The following is an 18,380-nucleotide window of genomic DNA, read 5'->3' on the forward strand; positions in this document are numbered from 1 at the left end:
TTATAAAATAATAAAAAACAAAAGTCAAGTTTCAACTGCTTGTAGAAAGCCTTAAATTATGCTATGATGAGAGAAAACAGTTAGAAATGAGGGGAAGAGATGGAGATTCGTTTAGCTTTTCCAAACGAAGTAGATGCGATTATGCAGGTGATGGAGGATGCAAAAAAGTGTTTAGCCAAGTCTGGTAGCGACCAGTGGCAAAATGGCTATCCAAATGCCGACATCATTATTGATGATATCATCTCTGGTCAAGCCTATGTGGCCTTGGAAGAGGGAGAACTGTTAGCCTATGCTGCTGTGACCAAGAGCCCAGAGGAAGCCTATGAAGCCATTTATGAAGGAAGTTGGCAGGGGGAAGAATCAGAATATCTGGTCTTTCACCGTATCGCTGTGGCAGCAGATGTCCAAGGGCAGGGAGTTGCTCAGACTTTCCTAGAAGGCTTGATTGAAGGATTTGATTACCTAGATTTTCGTTCAGATACGCATGCACAAAACAAGGCCATGCAGCATATCTTTGAAAAACTTGGATTTAGTCAGGTCGGAAAAGTTCCAGTTGATGGAGAACGCTTGGCCTATCAGAAATTAAAAAAATGACGCAGAAAAAGTATTCAAAAATGCTCTACTTATCGCCAATTGGAACCTTGTCCTTAGTTGCTGACGAGCAATATTTGTATGGAATTTGGGTGCAGGACCAAACTCATTTTGAGAGGGGATTAGGGGATGAAACGATAGAAGAAGTTGGTAGCCATCCTGTATTGGAGCAAGTTATTTCCTATTTAGATACCTATTTCGAAGGCAGTGTTCAGGATCTATCTGACTTACCTTTAGCTCCTATTGGAACAGATTTTGAAAAGCAAGTCTGGGCATACTTACAGGCCATTCCTTATGGTCAAACAGTGACTTACGGTCAAATAGCAAAAGACTTGAAGGTGGATTCTGCCCAAGCGATTGGCGGAGCAGTGGGGCGCAATCCTTGGTCCATACTCGTACCCTGTCACCGTGTGCTGGGGTCAGGCAATCGCTTGACAGGCTATGCATCGGGAGTCGAAAAGAAAGCCTGGCTCTTGCAACATGAAGGTGTAGCATTTCAAGAAAATAAAAAATAGAAAGAAAAGAAGATGTTAGAATTTATCGAATACCCAAAATGTTCAACTTGTAAGAAAGCAAAAAATGAATTGGATCAACTTGGACTGGAATACCAAGATGTCCACATCGTAGAAGAAACACCAAGTGAAGACGTGATTTTGAACTGGTTGGAAACTTCCGGTTTTGAAGTGAAACAATTTTTCAATACTAGCGGGATTAAATACCGAGAACTAGGCCTAAAAGATAAGGTGGGAAGTTTGTCAAAAAAAGAAGCAGCCAAGCTTCTAGCCAGTGATGGCATGTTATTGAAACGTCCAATTTTGGTGGAGAATGGTGCTGTTAAACAAATCGGCTATAGAAAAGCCTATGAGAACTTAGGTTTGAGATAGTTTTTATTTATCTCCTTGATAGGTAAAATATATAGCTTCCCTGTTTTAAAGTGTGATAAACTAGAAGATAGACAAAGTCTGAGTAGCCCGTAGCAAATAATTTGCTTGCGAGCAGAAGTATGATAGAATGAATCATTATCAGGAGAGGATGTTTTTATGACTGTTACAACATTTTTAGCATCAGATTGGTACCAAAGTTTGATGCAACTCATTCCGGATGGTAAGCTCTTTAGTTTGCGTTCGGTCTTTGATGGAATTCCAAGGATTGTCCAGCAACTGCCTACAACCTTGATGTTGACGCTTGGAGGTGCACTCTTTGGTTTGCTACTTGCCCTGATTTTTGCCATTGTAAAGATCAATCGTGTTAAGATTCTATATCCCTTGCAAGCCTTTTTCGTCAGCTTCTTAAAAGGTACCCCAATCCTAGTTCAACTTATGTTGACCTACTATGGAATACCTTTGGCACTGAAAGCTATCAACCAGCAATGGGGAACTGGTCTCAATATCAATGCGATTCCAGCGGCACTTTTTGCGATTGTGGCCTTTGCTTTTAATGAGGCGGCTTATGCAAGTGAAACGATTCGTGCAGCCATCCTTTCTGTTAATCCAGGTGAAATTGAGGCGGCACGCAGTTTGGGTATGACTCGTGCGCAAGTATACCGTCGTGTGATTATTCCAAATGCGGCGGTGGTAGCGACGCCGACTTTGATCAACTCCCTTATCGGTTTGACCAAGGGAACTTCTCTAGCCTTTAGTGCGGGTGTTGTCGAAGTTTTTGCCCAAGCTCAGATTTTGGGTGGAGCCGATTATCGTTACTTTGAGCGCTTTATCTCCGTTGCTCTTGTTTATTGGGTAGTCAATATCGGAATTGAGAGCCTCGGTCGTTTCATCGAGAGAAAAATGGCTATTTCTGCACCTGATACAGTGCAAACAGATGTGAAAGGGGACCTTCGTTAATGATTAAGATTTCAAATTTAAGCAAATCCTTTTCAGGTCAGACTGTCTTGGATCATCTGGACTTGGATATCCAAAAGGGAGAAGTAGTGGCTTTGATTGGTTCATCTGGAGCAGGGAAATCAACCTTTCTTCGTAGTTTGAACTACCTTGAAACTCCAGATAGTGGAACGATTCAGATTGACAATTTTAAAGTTGATTTTTCTCAGATTAGCCAAGAAGAGATCCTAACCCTTCGTCGCAAGTTATCTATGGTTTTCCAACAGTTTAATTTGTTTGAACGCCGAACTGCTCTTGACAATGTCAAGGAAGGTTTGGTTGTCGTTAAAAAATTATCGGACGATGAAGCAACAAAAATCGCTAAGGAAGAGTTGGCCAAGGTTGGTCTTTCTGACCGTGAAAACCATTATCCTCGCCATTTATCAGGTGGACAAAAGCAACGGGTTGCCCTCGCGCGTGCGCTTGCTATGAAACCAGATGTCTTGCTCTTGGACGAGCCTACTTCAGCCCTTGACCCAGAGTTGGTCGGTGAAGTAGAAAAGTCTATTGCAGATGCTGCCAAGTCAGGTCAGACCATGATTTTGGTCAGTCACGATATGTCTTTTGTAACCCAAGTGGCAGATAAGGTTTTATTCCTAGATAAAGGGAAAATCATCGAGTCTGGCACACCGGATGAAATCATCAATCATCCGAAAGAAGAACGAACAAAAGAATTCTTCGCTAGTTACAAACGGACTTATATTTGATATAATAGAAAAAGGAAAACTCAGTTAGTTGGACTAGCTGAGTTTACTCTTTAAAAAAGATAGAAACGAGAGAGATCATGCTACTGCATCTATTTTCTTTGTATTTCGAGAGTTTGATCTTAACGACCATCCTTGTCGTGATTTTTCTGGGGATTTGGATTGGATTGAGAGCCATGTCTGGTGTGGACAAGACAGCCAAAGCTCGTCAAGCTCATCTCTATGATATGATTATGATTGGAGTTTTGGTCGTTCCGGTGTTATCCTTTGCCGTCATGAGTTTGCTCTTGGTTTTCAAGGCATAATCCTTGCGTGATTAGCAAGGATGAGTTAGAATAAAGATAGTTACAACAAGAAAGAAGGAATCAAAATGTACGATACGATTATTATCGGTGCTGGACCTGCGGGAATGACGGCTGCCTTATATGCTGCCCGAAGCAATCTGAAAGTGGCTTTGATTGAAGGTGGTCTGCCGGGCGGGCAAATGAACAATACATCTGATATTGAAAACTATCCAGGTTATGCCAACATCAGTGGCCCTGAATTGGCTGAAAAAATGTTTGAACCACTTGAAAACCTTGGAGTGGAGCATCTTTATGGCTATGTTGAAAATATTGAAGACCAGGGGGACTATAAGAAGGTAATCACTGATGATCAAGTTTACGAAACCCGTACCGTCATCGTGGCAACTGGTTCAAAACACCGTCTCTTGGGTGTTCCCGGAGAAGAAGAACTGAATAGTCGTGGTGTTTCTTACTGCGCAGTCTGTGATGGAGCTTTCTTCCGTGACCAAGACTTGCTCGTAGTCGGTGGTGGAGATTCAGCGGTAGAAGAAGCCCTCTTCTTGACTCGCTTTGCCAAGACTGTTACTATCGTTCACCGTCGTGACCAACTTCGTGCTCAAAAGGTCTTGCAAGACCGTGCTTTTGCAAATGAGAAAGTCAACTTTATCTGGGACTCTGTAGTTAAGGAAATCAAGGGTGAAAACCGAGTAGAATCTGTCGTATTTGAAAATGTGAAAACAGGTCAAGTAACAGAGCAAGCCTTTGGAGGTGTCTTTATCTATGTTGGTTTGGATCCCGTTAGCGATTTTGTTAAAGAATTGAATATCCAAGATCAGGCAGGCTGGATTGTGACAGACAATCACATGAAGACTGCTGTTGACGGTATCTTTGCGGTTGGGGATGTTCGCCAGAAAGACCTTCGCCAAGTCACAACAGCAGTTGGTGATGGGGCGATTGCTGGTCAAGAAGCCTATAAATTTATCACAGAACATAGTTAAGCAAAAAAGTTTCCAATCAACTTGATTGGAAACTTTTTTATAGTCGGTTTCGGAAAACTTCGTACATGAGAATGGCTGCAGCCACACTTGCATTGAGACTTTGAACATGTCCATTCATGGGAATGGTAATCATCTCATCGACCTGTTTTTTGATGTTGCTAGAGATGCCTTTTCCTTCATTTCCGATGATGAGGGCGATTTTCCCTTTTGTATTCCACTTGTGGCAAGGAGTACCGTTCATATCCGTTCCAAAGGTCCAGAATCCTTCATCCTTGAGTTTTTCTAGGGTTTGACTGAGGTTGGTCACTCGGGCAATCGGTACATGCTCAATAGCACCTGTGGCCGTTTTGGCAACGACAGGAGTCACTCCGACAGCACGGTGCTTGGGAATGATGACACCTGAAACATTGGTCGCATCAGCAGTTCTTAAGATAGAACCTAGATTATGGGGGTCAGTTAGACCATCAAGAATCAATAGAAGTGGATTTTCCTCTTGACGCGTTTTTGCAAGGATGTGATCCAACTCGCTATAGGCAAATTCGGACACTCGTAGAACAAAACCTTGGTGGACAGCACCTTCGGTCATTTCAGAGAGGGATTTTTTTGAAGTCCAAGAAATGGATACCTTCTTTTCTGTAGCCAGTTCCTTGATTTTTTCAACATTTTTGCCTCTGAGATCATCTTGGAGGTAGAGTTTGTTTCCTGTATTTGCAAGGAGGGCTTCTGTAACGGCGTGGACGCCATAGACAATATCATTTGTTTTCATGCCTCTATTATAACACAAAACCCCGTCTTGCAACGGGATTTTATTTATTCAAGAATCAGTAAACCATCTTTAACTGCAAATGGGTCTTTTTCATTGATACGATCGTAAAACATGATTCCGTTTAGATGGTCAATTTCATGTTGGACAACGATGGAGTTGTATCCTTTAAGCTTGATGCGGTGTTTTCCGCCGTCCTTGTCAAAGTAATCAACAGTGACGCGGGCATGACGAACAACATAGCCTGGAACTACACGGTCGACAGATAGGCACCCTTCTCCTTCACCGAGGGCGGCGTCCTGAACAGAGTGAGAGACGATTTTTGGATTGTACATAACAGCTTGCAGGTCGTAGGCTTCCTGTGGAGTTTCACCTTCTTCCACAATATTTGGCACTAAAACAGCGATAACGCGTTTTGAGATATCTAACTGAGGAGCAGCCAATCCAACCCCACCGCGGAGCCCCATCTTTTCAGCCATAACAGGATCCTGAGAATGTTTGAGGAATTGCATCATCTTTTCTCCAAGGATGATTTCCTGGTCAGACAGTGGGAAAGTGACCTCCTCAGCAACCGCGCGTAAAGTCGGATTCCCCTCACGGATAATATCGTTCATATTAATTAAATGAGCAGATTTTGTAATACGTTCTATAGCAGACATTTTCTCTCCTTTCATTACCTCTACATGATAACACAAAATAGACGAGAAAGAAAGTCACAGAAGTTCCTAAAAAATAATATAATAAACGGTATTCCTCTTTTGTCTGTGGTATAATAAAAGAAAAGGCTTGCAGTAAAAGCAAGGGGGAATAAAGATGGAAAAGCGACAAGATAGACGGTCTCATGGTTCTATTTTTGGATTGTTGAAGAGTGGTATTGGTTTCTTTAGGAATTATAAATCTTGGACAAATGCTCAGTTTATTACGGTGTTGCTACTTGCAGTTACCTTGTCTATGGGATTGAACTTGTTGGCCCAAGCAGTACAAGGTAACAAGGGAATAAGTCCGAGTGGTCAAACTCTTGATTCTGCTCGGACGTCTGGTCAATCCAAGGAAGATCAGTCTGATGAAACGACAGCCCGTATCATGGCAAATGGTGACCTTCTCTACCATATTCCTATCTACCGAACGGCTCTGAAAGAAGACGGTAGCTACGATTTCCACGAAAATTTTGAATATGTAAAACCATGGCTCAAGCAAGCGGATTTAGTGCTTGGTGACTTTGAAGGAACGGTGAACAAGGATCACTATTTGGCAGGTTATCCTCTCTTTAATGCACCTGGAGAAGTCATGGATGCGATCAAAGATGCAGGCTATCAAGTTCTAGACTTGGCTCACAATCACATCTTGGATTCTCAGATAGAGGGAGTGGTTTCGACAGCAGAAGCTATCGAAAAGGCAGGGATGACACCCATAGGAGTCTACACACATGAATCCCGTGACCAAGCTCCACTAGTTATCAAGGAAGTCAATGGTATCAAGGTAGCTCTTTTGGCCTATTCTTACGGTTTTAATGGCATTGAACAATCTATTTCCCAAGAGGACTATAATCGCTATCTTTCTGACTTAAACGAAGAAAAGATGAAGGCGGAAATCGAGCGTGCAGAGAAAGAAGCGGATATCACTGTCATCATGCCTCAGATGGGAATTGAGTACCAGCTAGAACCGACGGAAGAACAGAAAACACTGTACCACAAGATGATTGACTGGGGAGCTGATATTATCTTTGGAGGGCACCCTCACGTCGTTGAACCTGCTGAAACAGTTGAAAAAGATGGTGACAAAAAACTGATTATCTACTCCATGGGAAATTTCCTCTCAAATCAGCGCATTGAAACCATGAAAGACGAGGAAAATGCCAAGTGGACGGAGCGCGGTGTTCTCATGGATGTGACCATTAAGAAAAAAGATGGCAAGACAAGGATTGAAACTGCCAAAGCACATCCTACTTGGGTCAATCGGACACCCAAAGGAACTTATTCTCCAGAAGGCTATCCGCTCTTCCTCTATCAGACCTATATCCTAGAGGACTTCATCGAGGGAGGCAGTTACCGTGACAAGTTGGATGAGGCGACCAAGGAACGCATTGACACGGCCTATAAAGAAATGAATGAGCATGTGGGATTGAAGTGGTAGGTGCTCACCCTAAAGGAGATATGATGACGATTAAATTAATTGCAACAGACATGGATGGGACCTTGCTAGACTCGAGAGGTCAGCTAGATCTACCACGCTTGGAAAAGATTTTAGATCAGCTAGATCAAAAGAATATCCGTTTTGTCATTGCGACGGGGAATGAAGTTCATCGTATGAGAGAACTATTGGGACACTTGGCTGAACGAGTGATTCTAGTAGTTGCCAATGGGGCGCGTATTTTTGAAAACAATAAACTGATTCAAGCTCAGACCTGGGATGATGCTATGGTTGACAAGGCTCTCCTTCATTTTAAAGGGAGGGAGTGTCGAGATCAGTTCGTCGTCACTAGTATGAATGGGAGTTTTGTCAAGGAAGGAACTGTTTTTACAGACCTAGAAAAATTTATGACTCCAGAGATGATTGAAAAACTTTACCAAAGGACCAATTTTGTGTATGAGCTAAACTCAGACCTCTTTGGAGGAGTTCTAAAGATGAGCATGGTCGTTGGTGAAGAACGTTCTAGTTCAGTTTTGCAGGAAATCAATGACCTCTTTGATGGTCGTGTAAGAGCTGTTTCTAGCGGTTATGGCTGTATTGATATCCTGCAAGCTGGTGTTCACAAGGCTTGGGGATTGGAAGAATTACTCAAGCGCTGGGATTTGACATCGGAACAAGTTATGGCTTTTGGTGACAGTGAAAATGATGTCGAGATGTTGGAGATGGCTGGTATTGCCTATGCGATGGAAAATGCAGATGATGAGGCTAAGGCAGTTGCGACTGCCCTAGCACCAGCTAACAACCAGGCTGGTGTTTATCAAGTTCTAGAAAATTGGTTAGAGAAAGAGGGATAAGGTGGCAGTACAGTTATTAGAAAATTGGCTCCTAAAAGAGCAGGAGAAGATTCAAACCAAGTATCGTGAATTGAATCAAGTTTCTGTTCTAGAGCCAGATGTAATTTTTATCGGCGATTCGATTGTAGAATACTACCCATTGCAAGAGTTGTTTGGGACTGCAAAGACGATTGTCAATCGTGGCATCCGAGGCTACCAGACGAAACTGTTATTAGAGAATCTAGATGCCCATCTTTATGGTGATGCTGTGGATCAAATTGTTCTCCTAATTGGGACAAATGATATCGGAAAAGATATTCCTATAAATGAAGCATTGGATAATCTTGAGCGAGTGATCCAATCAATTGCCCGAGATTATCCGTTGTCACAAATAAAGCTCATATCCATTTTGCCAGTCAATGAGGGAGAGAAATACAAGCAAACTGTTTATATCCGAACCAATGAAAAGATTAGAGAATGGAATCAAGCCTATGAGACTCTAGTATCCGCCTATATGCAGGTAGATTTTGTGCCGATTTATGATAGTTTGACAGATTCAGAAGGGCAACTCAAAAAAGACTATACAACAGATGGCCTCCATCTAAGTGTAGCCGGTTATCAAGCCTTATCGGAAGCCTTAAAAGAGTATCTTTTCTAAAGAGGTGGCTTGATTTTGCATTTTTTATGAAGATAGGTTATAATGGTTCTATTGTCTTTTGGGGTCGTTACGGATTCGACAGGCATTATGAGGCATATTTTGCAACCCGTGTGGCGACGTAAACGCTCAGTTAAATATAACTGCAAAAAATAACACTTCTTACGCTTTAGCTGCCTAAAAACCAGCAGGCGTGACCTGATTTGGATTGCTCGTGTTCAATGACAGGTCTTATGATTAGCGAGATACGATCAAGCCTTGTCTAGTGGTTTGATAAGAGATTAATAGACTCGCAGTTCCTAGGCTTGAGTTATGTGTCGAGGGACTGTTAAAACAATACATAACCTATGGTTGTAGACAAATATGTTGGCAGATGTTTGGACGTGGGTTCGACTCCCACCGACTCCATTATTCTTTCACCAACCTTGGAAAAACGTTGTTAAATCAACGTTTTTTATTTTTGCCTTTGGTATTCCTTGGTATTCTTTTTTTAAAAAGGGATACAAAAAAAGATACAACATTTGTTGTATCTAAAAAAATAATTTTTCTTTTCTACGGAAGACATGGGATTCGAACCCACGCACGCTGTTACACGCCTACCGCGTTTCCAACACGGCCTCTTAAGCCTCTTGAGTAATCTTCCAATACTTACTCAAATAGTCTACCATAAAGCCACTTATCTTGCAATAAAAATTTTTGAAACAAGAAAAATGATAGAATTTGAAAGAAAATGATAAAAAATGCTTGACTTTGGTAGGAATTGTGCTAGAATGAATAGTGTAAACGATAACAGGAGGTGATTTGGTGTTAAAAACCGAGCGGAAGCAACTGATTTTAGAGGAGTTAAATCAACATCATGTAGTTTCCCTAGAAAAATTGGTTAGTCTATTAGAAACATCAGAATCGACAGTACGAAGAGATTTGGATGAGTTGGAGGCGGAAAACAAGCTTCGCCGTGTGCATGGTGGAGCAGAATTGCCCCACTCCTTGCAGGAAGAAGAAACCATCCAAGAAAAATCTGTCAAAAACCTTCAAGAGAAGAAGCTACTGGCTCAAAAAGCCGCCTCTCTTATTAAGGAACAAGATGTCATCTTTATTGATGCTGGAACGACAACTGCCTTTTTAATCAAGGAATTGGTTAATAAGAATATCACGGTTGTGACCAACTCCATTCATCATGCGGTTCAGTTGGTTGAAAAACAGATTCCAACTGTCATGGTTGGAGGAAGTGTCAAGATGGCAACAGATGCATGTATCGGTGGTGTTGCTCTTAACCAAATCAATCAATTGCACTTTGACCGTGCCTTTATCGGGATGAATGGTGTAGACGATGGTTATTATACGACTCCTGATATGGAGGAGGGAGCCGTGAAACGTGCTATTTTAGAGAATGCCAAACAAACCTATGTTTTGGTCGATTCGTCTAAGATTGGACAAACTTGCTTTGCCAAGGTAGCACCACTCAAACGCGCTATTGTCATCACAAGTCAAGGGCATGAGCTCTTGCAGGCTATTAAGAAGAAAACGGAGGTAATAGAAGTATGATTTATACAGTCACACTCAATCCATCCATTGACTATATCGTGCGCTTGGACCAAGTTCAAGTCGGTAGTGTCAATCGTATGGACAGTGATGATAAGTTTGCTGGTGGAAAAGGAATCAATGTCAGTCGTGTCTTGAAACGCTTGGATATTCCTAATACTGCGACTGGATTTATCGGAGGCTTTACTGGTAAATTTATCACAGATACCCTTGCAGAAGAGGAAATCGAAACTCGTTTTGTCCAAGTAGCAGAAGATACTCGTATCAATGTCAAGATTAAAGCAGACCAAGAAACAGAAATCAATGGGACTGGTCCTAATGTTGAGCCCGAACAACTTGAAGAGTTAAAAGCCATTCTTTCAAGTCTGACAGCAGAAGATACGGTTGTGTTTGCGGGTTCGAGTGCTAAGAACCTAGGCAATGTTATCTATAAGGATTTGATTGCATTGACACGCAAGACTGGTGCCCAAGTGGTTTGTGACTTTGAAGGACAGACCTTGATTGATAGTTTGGACTACCAGCCACTTTTGGTTAAACCAAACAATCACGAACTTGGAGCTATCTTTGGAGTGAAACTCGAAAGTTTAGATGAAATCGAGAACTATGCTCGAGAATTGTTGGCTAAAGGTGCTCAAAATGTTATCATCTCTATGGCTGGGGACGGTGCCCTCCTTGTAACATCCGAGGGAGCATACTTCGCTAAACCAATCAAAGGGACAGTAAAAAATTCAGTTGGTGCTGGTGACTCTATGGTTGCTGGATTTACCGGTGAATTTGTCAAATCAAAAGATGCAGTAGAGGCCTTCAAATGGGGAGTGGCTTGTGGGACAGCAACTACCTTCTCGGATGACTTGGCAACAGCGGACTTTATTAAAGAAACATATGAAAAAGTTGAGGTAGAAAAACGATGAAAATTCAAGACCTATTGAGAAAAGATGTCATGTTGCTGGATTTGCAGGCAACTGAGAAAACAACTGTCATTGAAGAGATGATTAAAAGTTTGGTAGATCACGGTTATGTGACAGATTTTGAAACCTTTAAAGAAGGCATTTTAGCGCGTGAAGCTCTAACTTCCACTGGTTTGGGTGACGGAATCGCTATGCCACACAGCAAAAACTCTGCTGTCAAAGAAGCAACAGTTCTCTTTGCTAAGTCAAACAAGGGTGTTGACTATGAGAGCTTGGATGGGCAACCAACAGACCTCTTCTTCATGATTGCGGCTCCAGAAGGTGCCAATGATACTCACTTAGCAGCCTTGGCAGAATTGTCTCAATACTTGATGAAAGATGGTTTTGCTGACAAACTTCGTCAAGTAACATCTGCAGATCAAGTTATTGAACTCTTTGACCAAGCTTCAGAAAAAGCTGAGGAGCCTGTTCAAACACCTGCCAATGAATCTGGCGACTTTATCGTAGCTGTTACAGCTTGTACAACAGGTATCGCCCACACTTACATGGCCCAAGAAGCCCTTCAAAAAGTGGCTGCTGAAATGGGTGTTGGAATTAAGGTCGAAACCAATGGTGCCAGCGGTATTGGAAATCAACTAACTGCAGAAGATATCCGTAAGGCTAAAGCTGTTATCATCGCTGCTGACAAGGCTGTTAAGATGGATCGTTTCGATGGTAAACCATTGATCAATCGCCCGGTTGCAGACGGTATCCGTAAGACTGAAGAATTGATTAACTTGGCTCTTTCAGGAGATGCTGAAATCTACCGTGCTGCTAATGGAGCAAAAGCTGCAACAGCATCTAATGAAAAACAAAGTATCGGTGGTGCCTTCTACAAACACTTGATGAGTGGTGTATCACAAATGTTGCCATTCGTTATTGGTGGTGGTATCATGATTGCCCTTGCCTTCTTGATTGATGGCGCTTTGGGTGTGCCACAGGATAGTCTTGGCAATCTCGGATCCTACCATGAGCTAGCTTCCATGTTCATGAAAATTGGTGGAGCAGCCTTTGGCTTGATGCTTCCAGTTTTTGCAGGATACGTTGCCTACTCTATCGCTGAAAAACCAGGTTTGGTAGCGGGTTTTGTGGCTGGTGCTATTGCTAAAGAAGGTTTTGCCTTTGGTAAAATCCCTTATGCAGCAGGTGGTGAAGCAACTTCAACTCTTGCGGGTGTGTCATCTGGTTTCCTAGGTGCCCTTGTTGGAGGATTTATCGCAGGTGCCTTGGTTCTTGCTATCAAGAAATACGTTAAAGTTCCTCGTTCACTTGAAGGTGCTAAATCAATCCTTCTCTTGCCACTTCTTGGAACAATCTTGACAGGATTTGTCATGCTAGCTGTTAACATCCCGATGGCAGCAATCAACACTGCCATGAATGACTTTCTAGGCGGTCTTGGAGGAGGATCAGCTGTCCTTCTCGGTATCGTTCTTGGTGGAATGATGGCTGTCGACATGGGTGGACCAGTCAACAAAGCAGCCTATGTCTTTGGTACAGGTACGCTTGCAGCAACTGTTTCTTCAGGTGGTTCTGTAGCCATGGCAGCTGTTATGGCTGGAGGAATGGTTCCACCACTTGCTATCTTTGTTGCAACCCTTCTTTTCAAAGATAAATTTACCAAAGAAGAACGTAACTCTGGTTTGACAAACATTATCATGGGCTTGTCATTTATCACTGAGGGAGCGATTCCGTTTGGTGCAGCTGACCCAGCTCGTGCTATCCCAAGCTTCATCCTTGGTTCTGCAGTAGCAGGAGGACTCGTTGGTCTTGCTGGTATCAAATTGATGGCACCACACGGAGGAATCTTCGTTATCGCTCTAACTTCAAATGCCCTACTTTACCTAGTCTTTGTCTTGATTGGTGCGATTGTAAGTGGTGTGGTTTATGGTTCCCTTCGTAAACCATTAGAAAAATAATCACAAATACTCAAATGACTGAACACGAAAGTGGGCAGTCATTTTTTGATGATGGAGTTAGGGAGAACGGTCTTTAAAGTGATATAATAGAGGTAAATCTTAGAGAATTTAAATGATAGAATGCTGAAGTTCTACAAATATCTTAGAGGAGATAAGTGTCATGAGTGATTCTAGAAAAGAAGGAATCGACAAACTAGAAAAGGAACAGTTCGGTTGCAAAAGTCTTACAAAAGAAGCGTTACAAGGAACCTATGCCAGCTTGGTGGAGGAAGATTTTCCTGATTCTAAACGAATTCATTTTATAGCTGATTTAGGTAGGAGCCCAGAAATTGCCTTTCATTTTGAACTCATTTGCAACGATTGGGAGGAAGGAACTGACCTAAATTTTGAAGCAAGTTTTGACCAGCATGGGCAGGAGGGAATAGACTATCTTTTGGAAACTCTCAATCAAGAGGAAGATGAGGGTCAACGCATTTTGATTGTTTATTTCCTAGCGAAAATCCTTTCCAAAGTAAGACATAGAGATTTTTATGCATCTTCTTGCAAGCAAGTACTTCCTGTTCTAATCTCTCTTTTACCTAGTTCAGAAGCTTCGAATCGTAGAAAGCTAATCATTGCCCTAGGTTGGATTGGTTCAATAAGTGAGATAGAAATCTTAGGGCAACATCTCTTGACTGACCAAGATGCACTTTGTCGTGCCTGGTCTGCCAGTAGTTTGATGCAATTATCTTTTCATCAAGTTGAAAAAGAAGTCTTGATGGAGAAAACGAAGGATTTGTTTCGAGAGGCGATTCCAGAAGAAAAGGACTTTCGGGCTTGTGCTCTGATGATAGAAGCAGCTCAAGTTTTATTTGGGAAAAAATGGATTCCTACATCTGCTGTAGAGAAGTTGGAAATCGAGAAGATTGAGAAGGCAAGAAAATCAGCAATTAGATTTTTGAAGAAGTAGTGAGACAAGGTTGTTGAAAAATCATATAGAATAGAAAATTCAGAAATATCAACGAAAGATGATTGTGTCTAGTAGATGCAGTCATTTTTGATTTCTCTAGATGTTTCTGAAATATGGTATAATAGAAGCATGGCAAACAAAAATACAAGTAAAACAAGACGGAGACCGTCTAAAGCAGAACTCGAAAGAAAACAGGCTATCCAGAGGATGTTGATTTCCTTAGGAATTGCCTTATTGTTGATTATTGCAGCTCTCAAGCTTGGTGCTGCGGGTATCACCCTTTATAATCTCATTCGACTGTTAGTCGGAAGTTTAGCTTATGTGGCTATAGGTGGCCTCCTCATCTATCTTTTTCTTTTTAAATGGATACGCAAGCAAGAGGGGCTTCTGTCAGGATTTCTCTGTATCTTCGCTGGCTTGCTCTTGATTTTTGAGGCCTATCTTGTCTGGAAGTTTGGTTTGGAGCAGTCAGTTCTAAAAGGGACCTTGTCTCAAGTTATGACGGATCTGACTGGTATGCGGGTGACTAGTTTCGCTGGTGGAGGCCTACTTGGCGTCGGACTTTATATCCCCATAGCCTTTCTTTTTTCAAATATCGGATCTTACTTTATTGGAGTTCTCTTGATTCTAGTTGGGGCTCTCTTGGTTAGTCCTTGGTCTATTTATGATGTTGCAGCCTTTATTGGAGCTCAGTTCAGATCCTTCATGGAAAAACAGGAACAGAGAAAACAGGAACGCTTCATCAAGAGAGAAGAAGAGAAGGCTCGTCAAGAAGCTGAAGAAGCTGCCAGAATCAAGAGAGAACAAGAAGAACAGGATGCACTACCGCTTCCTCCTGTAGATCCTGAAACGGGAGAAATCTTATCAGAAGTTCCAGACTATGATCTTCCACCAATTCCTGAAAAAGAATGGAGTGAACCGGAGATTATCCTGCCTCAAGCTGATTTTGACGTTCCAGATGTGGAAGAAGACTTTGAGGATGAAGAGGTGCAGGTTGATTTTTCTGCCAAAGAAGCTCTTGAATACAAACTGCCAAGCTTGCAACTCTTTGCGCCAGATAAACCCAAAGATCAATCCAAGGAAAAGAAGATTGTTCGAGAAAATATCAAAATCCTAGAAGAAACCTTTGCTAGCTTTGGTATCAAGGTGACAGTAGAACGGGCTGAAATTGGACCATCAGTTACCAAGTATGAAGTCAAACCAGCAGTCGGTGTACGGGTTAACCGCATTTCCAATCTGGCAGACGACTTAGCGCTAGCTCTAGCAGCTAAGGATGTTCGGATAGAGGCTCCAATCCCTGGTAAATCCTTAGTCGGAATTGAGGTTCCTAACTCTGAGATTGCGACTGTTTCCTTCCGTGAACTCTGGGAACAGTCTCAGACTAAACCAGAAAATCTCCTCGAAATCCCTCTAGGTAAGGCCGTCAATGGAACTGCTCGCACCTTTGACCTTTCCAAGATGCCTCACTTACTTGTTGCAGGTTCAACGGGATCAGGGAAGTCAGTCGCAGTTAACGGTATTATTGCCAGCATTCTCATGAAAGCAAGACCCGACCAGGTCAAGTTTATGATGGTGGATCCAAAGATGGTTGAGTTATCGGTTTACAATGACATTCCTCACCTCTTGATTCCAGTTGTGACTAATCCACGCAAGGCCAGCAAGGCTCTGCAAAAGGTTGTGGATGAGATGGAAAACCGTTATGAACTCTTCGCTAAGGTTGGTGTACGAAATATCGCTGGTTACAATGCCAAGGTCGAGGAATTCAATGCCCAGTCTGAGTACAAACAAGTACCACTGCCTTTGATTGTTGTCATTGTGGATGAGTTGGCAGACCTCATGATGGTGGCTAGCAAGGAAGTAGAAGACGCCATCATTCGTCTCGGACAGAAGGCGCGTGCCGCAGGAATTCACATGATTCTCGCAACGCAACGTCCATCAGTCGATGTCATTTCTGGTCTCATCAAGGCCAATGTCCCATCTCGTGTGGCTTTTGCAGTTTCATCGGGCACAGATTCACGAACCATCTTGGATGAGAATGGAGCAGAAAAACTGCTTGGTCGAGGAGACATGCTCTTTAAACCAATCGATGAAAATCACCCAGTCCGTCTGCAAGGATCCTTTATCTCGGATGATGATGTTGAACGCATCGTAAACTTCATCAAGGCTCAGGCGGATGCGGACTACGATGAGAGTTTTGACCCAGGTGAGGTTTCTGAAAATGAAGGAGAATTTTCAGATGGTGAAGCTGGTGGCGATCCGCTTTTTGAAGAAGCTAAGGCTCTGGTTATCGAGACGCAGAAAGCCAGTGCTTCGATGATTCAGCGTCGTTTGTCGGTTGGATTTAACCGTGCGACCCGCCTGATGGAAGAACTCGAAATGGCAGGTGTTATCGGTCCAGCTGAAGGAACCAAACCACGAAAAGTATTGCAACAATAAAAAATAGCTTCTTTCCAAAGCTGGAAGGAAGCTATTTTAGTGGTTATTGATTGCTTTTGTTTTCGGAACTAGTTGTTTTGGACGAGTTTCCACTATCAGTTGTTTCTTTTGTTGAGGAAGGTGTAGAAGAATCCTGAGTTGTTGTTTTCTTCTCTTCTTTTTGCTCTTCCTTTTTATTGGATTGAGGAGTTTCTTCCTGCGGGATATTTTCTTTAGTAGAAGTGTTGTCCTTGTTAGGTGTAGTATTTTCCTGAGGGGCTTCTTTTTGAATTTCCTTGACAACAGTTGTTTGGGTTGTCGTCGGTTCTTTTTTATTGTTTTTGCTATTATCCATGGCGTTCATGATGGTGATAGTAGCAGTGATGAGACCAAGGATACTACCGATGGTAGCAATCGTTTTTTGAAAGACAGTGAATCCCTTTTTGATGTGTTCTGTTTTTGGTTTTGAAGTTCTACGATAGTTAGACATGATACTCTCCTTTGATTATGATTTATTATACCTCATTTCTTTAAAAAAATCTTAAAAAAAGAGAAACTTCCCTTTCTTGTCGCAAGCTTCGTTTCGTGATACAATAGAAGGAGTGATTTTAGAAAGCGTGAGAAAACATGATCTACTTTGATAATTCGGCGACAACCAAGCCTTATCCTGAAGCACTTGAAACTTACATGCAGGTCGCTTCAAAAATTGTAGGAAATCCGTCTAGTCTCCATCGTTTGGGAGATCAGGCAACACGAATTTTAGATGCTTCCCGTCAGCAAATTGCAGATTTGATTGGCAAAAAGAGTGATGAAATCTTCTTTACCTCTGGTGGTACAGAAGGGGATAACTGGGTCATCAAGGGTGTGGCCTTTGAAAAATCCCAGTTTGGCAAGCACATCATTGTATCAGCTATTGAGCATCCGGCAGTTAAGGAATCAGCCCTCTGGCTGAAAAGTCAAGGGTTTGAGGTGGATTTTGCTCCAGTTGATAGCAGAGGATTTGTAGATGTTGAGTCTCTAGAGGACTTGATACGACCTGATACGACCCTCGTTTCCATCATGGCAGTTAACAATGAGATTGGCTCTATTCAGCCTATTGAAGCTATATCAAAACTGTTGGCAGACAAGCCGACCATTTCCTTCCACGTTGATGCGGTTCAGGCACTTGCTAAGATTCCGACTGAAAAGTATCTGACTGATCGAGTGGATTTTGCGACCTTTTCGAGTCATAAATTTCATGGTGTTCGAGGAGTTGGTTTTGTTTATATCAAGTCTGGCAAGAAGATTACGCCTCTGTTGACTGGTGGTGGTCAGGAGCGTGATTATCGTTCGACAACTGAAAATGTGGCAGGGATTGCAGCGACTGCCAAGGCTCTCCGTTTGTCTATAGAAAAGCTGGGTATCTTTACTAGTAAGACAGGGCAGATGAAGGAAGTTATTCGCCAAGCTCTTTTAGATTATCCAGATATATTTGTCTTTTCAGATGAGGAAGACTTTGCACCTCATATCCTGACTTTTGGAATCAAAGGTGTTCGTGGTGAAGTCATCGTTCACGCATTTGAAGACTATGATATTTTCATTTCCACAACCTCTGCTTGTTCGTCCAAGGCTGGAAAACCTGCGGGGACCCTGATTGCTATGGGAGTGGACAAAGATAAGGCCCAGTCAGCTGTGCGTCTAAGCTTAGACCTGGAAAATGACATGAGTCAGGTCGAGCAATTTTTGACCAAGCTAAAATTAATTTACAATCAAACTAGAAAAGTAAGATAGGAGCAT

At 42.3% G+C, this 18,380-nt stretch carries 19 protein-coding genes, 1 tRNA gene and 1 other RNA gene; 17 read left to right on the top strand and 4 right to left on the bottom strand.

What is annotated here, in order from left to right; translation table 11 throughout:
• Positions 1-99 precede the first annotated feature (99 nt).
• The 7 genes from HMPREF1125_RS07235 to trxB all read left to right on the top strand — a co-directional run bounded on the left by HMPREF1125_RS07235 (position 100) and on the right by trxB (position 4,454).
• Positions 100-594 (top strand): GNAT family N-acetyltransferase, encoded by a 495-nt coding sequence (locus HMPREF1125_RS07235; RefSeq protein ID WP_000405845.1) that lies wholly within the window; start codon positions 100-102, stop codon positions 592-594.
• Positions 591-1,106: a methylated-DNA--[protein]-cysteine S-methyltransferase gene (locus tag HMPREF1125_RS07240; protein WP_000192274.1), complete on the top strand. Its 516-nt coding sequence runs from the start codon at positions 591-593 to the stop codon at positions 1,104-1,106. The genes HMPREF1125_RS07235 and HMPREF1125_RS07240 overlap by 4 nt, the downstream gene beginning before the upstream one ends.
• Before the next feature lie 12 nt (positions 1,107-1,118).
• The gene (locus HMPREF1125_RS07245) at positions 1,119-1,475 is read left to right on the top strand and encodes an arsenate reductase family protein (RefSeq protein ID WP_000889074.1); all 357 of its coding nucleotides are present in this window, start codon (positions 1,119-1,121) and stop codon (positions 1,473-1,475) included.
• A gap of 156 nt (positions 1,476-1,631) precedes the next feature.
• Positions 1,632-2,432, top strand: a complete 801-nt coding sequence (locus HMPREF1125_RS07250; protein WP_000219165.1) for an amino acid ABC transporter permease — start codon at positions 1,632-1,634, stop codon at positions 2,430-2,432.
• Complete coding sequence (locus tag HMPREF1125_RS07255) at positions 2,432-3,175, top strand: amino acid ABC transporter ATP-binding protein (protein WP_000590975.1); 744 nt, start codon at positions 2,432-2,434, stop codon at positions 3,173-3,175. Before HMPREF1125_RS07250 ends, HMPREF1125_RS07255 begins: the two co-directional genes overlap by 1 nt.
• Positions 3,176-3,252: 77 nt before the next feature.
• Positions 3,253-3,477 (top strand): DUF4059 family protein, encoded by a 225-nt coding sequence (locus tag HMPREF1125_RS07260; protein WP_000924294.1) that lies wholly within the window; start codon positions 3,253-3,255, stop codon positions 3,475-3,477.
• A gap of 65 nt (positions 3,478-3,542) precedes the next feature.
• Complete coding sequence (gene trxB / locus HMPREF1125_RS07265; protein WP_000272331.1) at positions 3,543-4,454, top strand: thioredoxin-disulfide reductase; 912 nt, start codon at positions 3,543-3,545, stop codon at positions 4,452-4,454.
• A gap of 37 nt (positions 4,455-4,491) precedes the next feature.
• On the opposite strand, the gene rlmB is transcribed toward trxB, so the two are convergent.
• Positions 4,492-5,220 (bottom strand): 23S rRNA (guanosine(2251)-2'-O)-methyltransferase RlmB, encoded by a 729-nt coding sequence (rlmB, locus tag HMPREF1125_RS07270; RefSeq protein ID WP_000855723.1) that lies wholly within the window; start codon positions 5,218-5,220, stop codon positions 4,492-4,494.
• A gap of 44 nt (positions 5,221-5,264) precedes the next feature.
• Positions 5,265-5,876, bottom strand: a complete 612-nt coding sequence (gene def / locus HMPREF1125_RS07275; protein ID WP_001272966.1) for a peptide deformylase — start codon at positions 5,874-5,876, stop codon at positions 5,265-5,267.
• A gap of 154 nt (positions 5,877-6,030) precedes the next feature.
• On the opposite strand from def, the gene HMPREF1125_RS12580 reads away from it, so the two are divergent.
• From HMPREF1125_RS12580 to ssrA, 4 genes are all read left to right on the top strand, one after another.
• Positions 6,031-7,350 (top strand): CapA family protein, encoded by a 1,320-nt coding sequence (locus HMPREF1125_RS12580; RefSeq protein ID WP_000415546.1) that lies wholly within the window; start codon positions 6,031-6,033, stop codon positions 7,348-7,350.
• A gap of 23 nt (positions 7,351-7,373) precedes the next feature.
• The gene (locus HMPREF1125_RS07290) at positions 7,374-8,201 is read left to right on the top strand and encodes a Cof-type HAD-IIB family hydrolase (RefSeq protein WP_000152923.1); all 828 of its coding nucleotides are present in this window, start codon (positions 7,374-7,376) and stop codon (positions 8,199-8,201) included.
• Between the two features lies 1 nt (position 8,202).
• The gene (locus tag HMPREF1125_RS07295; protein WP_000290640.1) at positions 8,203-8,838 is read left to right on the top strand and encodes an SGNH/GDSL hydrolase family protein; all 636 of its coding nucleotides are present in this window, start codon (positions 8,203-8,205) and stop codon (positions 8,836-8,838) included.
• 60 nt (positions 8,839-8,898) lie between these two features.
• Positions 8,899-9,246, top strand: a transfer-messenger RNA (tmRNA) gene (gene ssrA / locus HMPREF1125_RS12585).
• Positions 9,247-9,390: 144 nt separating this feature from the next.
• Here ssrA and HMPREF1125_RS07300 read toward each other — a convergent pair.
• Positions 9,391-9,478, bottom strand: a tRNA-Ser gene (locus tag HMPREF1125_RS07300).
• Positions 9,479-9,639: 161 nt separating this feature from the next.
• Between HMPREF1125_RS07300 and HMPREF1125_RS07305 the strand changes: the two genes are divergently transcribed.
• The 5 genes from HMPREF1125_RS07305 (at position 9,640) to HMPREF1125_RS07325 (ending at position 16,625) form a co-directional block, all read left to right on the top strand.
• Entirely contained in the window at positions 9,640-10,380 is a 741-nt protein-coding gene (locus tag HMPREF1125_RS07305) for a DeoR/GlpR family DNA-binding transcription regulator (RefSeq protein ID WP_000920660.1), read from the top strand.
• Entirely contained in the window at positions 10,377-11,288 is a 912-nt protein-coding gene (gene pfkB / locus HMPREF1125_RS07310) for a 1-phosphofructokinase (protein ID WP_000640802.1), read from the top strand. Before HMPREF1125_RS07305 ends, pfkB begins: the two co-directional genes overlap by 4 nt.
• Positions 11,285-13,240 carry a PTS fructose transporter subunit IIABC gene (locus HMPREF1125_RS07315; RefSeq protein ID WP_000701479.1) on the top strand — a complete coding sequence of 652 codons (1,956 nt, stop codon included), beginning with the start codon at positions 11,285-11,287 and terminating at the stop codon, positions 13,238-13,240. Before pfkB ends, HMPREF1125_RS07315 begins: the two co-directional genes overlap by 4 nt.
• Before the next feature lie 160 nt (positions 13,241-13,400).
• Entirely contained in the window at positions 13,401-14,189 is a 789-nt protein-coding gene (locus HMPREF1125_RS07320) for a HEAT repeat domain-containing protein (RefSeq protein ID WP_001285301.1), read from the top strand.
• A 129-nt stretch (positions 14,190-14,318) separates the two neighbouring features.
• Complete coding sequence (locus HMPREF1125_RS07325) at positions 14,319-16,625, top strand: DNA translocase FtsK (protein WP_080585604.1); 2,307 nt, start codon at positions 14,319-14,321, stop codon at positions 16,623-16,625.
• 43 nt (positions 16,626-16,668) lie between these two features.
• Here HMPREF1125_RS07325 and HMPREF1125_RS07330 read toward each other — a convergent pair whose 3' ends face one another.
• On the bottom strand, positions 16,669-17,094 hold the full coding sequence (locus tag HMPREF1125_RS07330; RefSeq protein ID WP_000073922.1) for a DUF6556 family protein: 426 nt from the start codon (positions 17,092-17,094) through the stop codon (positions 16,669-16,671).
• A 137-nt stretch (positions 17,095-17,231) separates the two neighbouring features.
• On the opposite strand from HMPREF1125_RS07330, the gene HMPREF1125_RS07335 reads away from it, so the two are divergent.
• Positions 17,232-18,374, top strand: coding sequence for a cysteine desulfurase family protein (locus HMPREF1125_RS07335; protein ID WP_000638942.1), 1,143 nt, complete (start codon positions 17,232-17,234; stop codon positions 18,372-18,374).
• Positions 18,375-18,380 lie beyond the last annotated feature (6 nt).

Source organism: Streptococcus oralis SK304 (genome assembly GCF_000287715.1).
Classification (GTDB): domain Bacteria; phylum Bacillota; class Bacilli; order Lactobacillales; family Streptococcaceae; genus Streptococcus; species Streptococcus oralis_Y.

Bases quoted from the DNA above. Each gene is read 5' to 3' on its own strand.
- HMPREF1125_RS07235 (WP_000405845.1), top strand. From the start codon at position 100: ATGGAGATTCGTTTAGCTTTTCCAAACGAAGTAGATGCGATTATGCAG.
- HMPREF1125_RS07240 (WP_000192274.1), top strand. From the start codon at position 591: ATGACGCAGAAAAAGTATTCAAAAATGCTCTACTTATCGCCAATTGGA.
- HMPREF1125_RS07245 (WP_000889074.1), top strand. From the start codon at position 1,119: ATGTTAGAATTTATCGAATACCCAAAATGTTCAACTTGTAAGAAAGCA.
- HMPREF1125_RS07250 (WP_000219165.1), top strand. From the start codon at position 1,632: ATGACTGTTACAACATTTTTAGCATCAGATTGGTACCAAAGTTTGATG.
- HMPREF1125_RS07255 (WP_000590975.1), top strand. From the start codon at position 2,432: ATGATTAAGATTTCAAATTTAAGCAAATCCTTTTCAGGTCAGACTGTC.
- HMPREF1125_RS07260 (WP_000924294.1), top strand. From the start codon at position 3,253: ATGCTACTGCATCTATTTTCTTTGTATTTCGAGAGTTTGATCTTAACG.
- trxB (WP_000272331.1), top strand. From the start codon at position 3,543: ATGTACGATACGATTATTATCGGTGCTGGACCTGCGGGAATGACGGCT.
- rlmB (WP_000855723.1), bottom strand. From the start codon at position 5,220: ATGAAAACAAATGATATTGTCTATGGCGTCCACGCCGTTACAGAAGCC.
- def (WP_001272966.1), bottom strand. From the start codon at position 5,876: ATGTCTGCTATAGAACGTATTACAAAATCTGCTCATTTAATTAATATG.
- HMPREF1125_RS12580 (WP_000415546.1), top strand. From the start codon at position 6,031: ATGGAAAAGCGACAAGATAGACGGTCTCATGGTTCTATTTTTGGATTG.
- HMPREF1125_RS07290 (WP_000152923.1), top strand. From the start codon at position 7,374: ATGACGATTAAATTAATTGCAACAGACATGGATGGGACCTTGCTAGAC.
- pfkB (WP_000640802.1), top strand. From the start codon at position 10,377: ATGATTTATACAGTCACACTCAATCCATCCATTGACTATATCGTGCGC.
- HMPREF1125_RS07315 (WP_000701479.1), top strand. From the start codon at position 11,285: ATGAAAATTCAAGACCTATTGAGAAAAGATGTCATGTTGCTGGATTTG.
- HMPREF1125_RS07320 (WP_001285301.1), top strand. From the start codon at position 13,401: ATGAGTGATTCTAGAAAAGAAGGAATCGACAAACTAGAAAAGGAACAG.
- HMPREF1125_RS07325 (WP_080585604.1), top strand. From the start codon at position 14,319: ATGGCAAACAAAAATACAAGTAAAACAAGACGGAGACCGTCTAAAGCA.
- HMPREF1125_RS07330 (WP_000073922.1), bottom strand. From the start codon at position 17,094: ATGTCTAACTATCGTAGAACTTCAAAACCAAAAACAGAACACATCAAA.
- HMPREF1125_RS07335 (WP_000638942.1), top strand. From the start codon at position 17,232: ATGATCTACTTTGATAATTCGGCGACAACCAAGCCTTATCCTGAAGCA.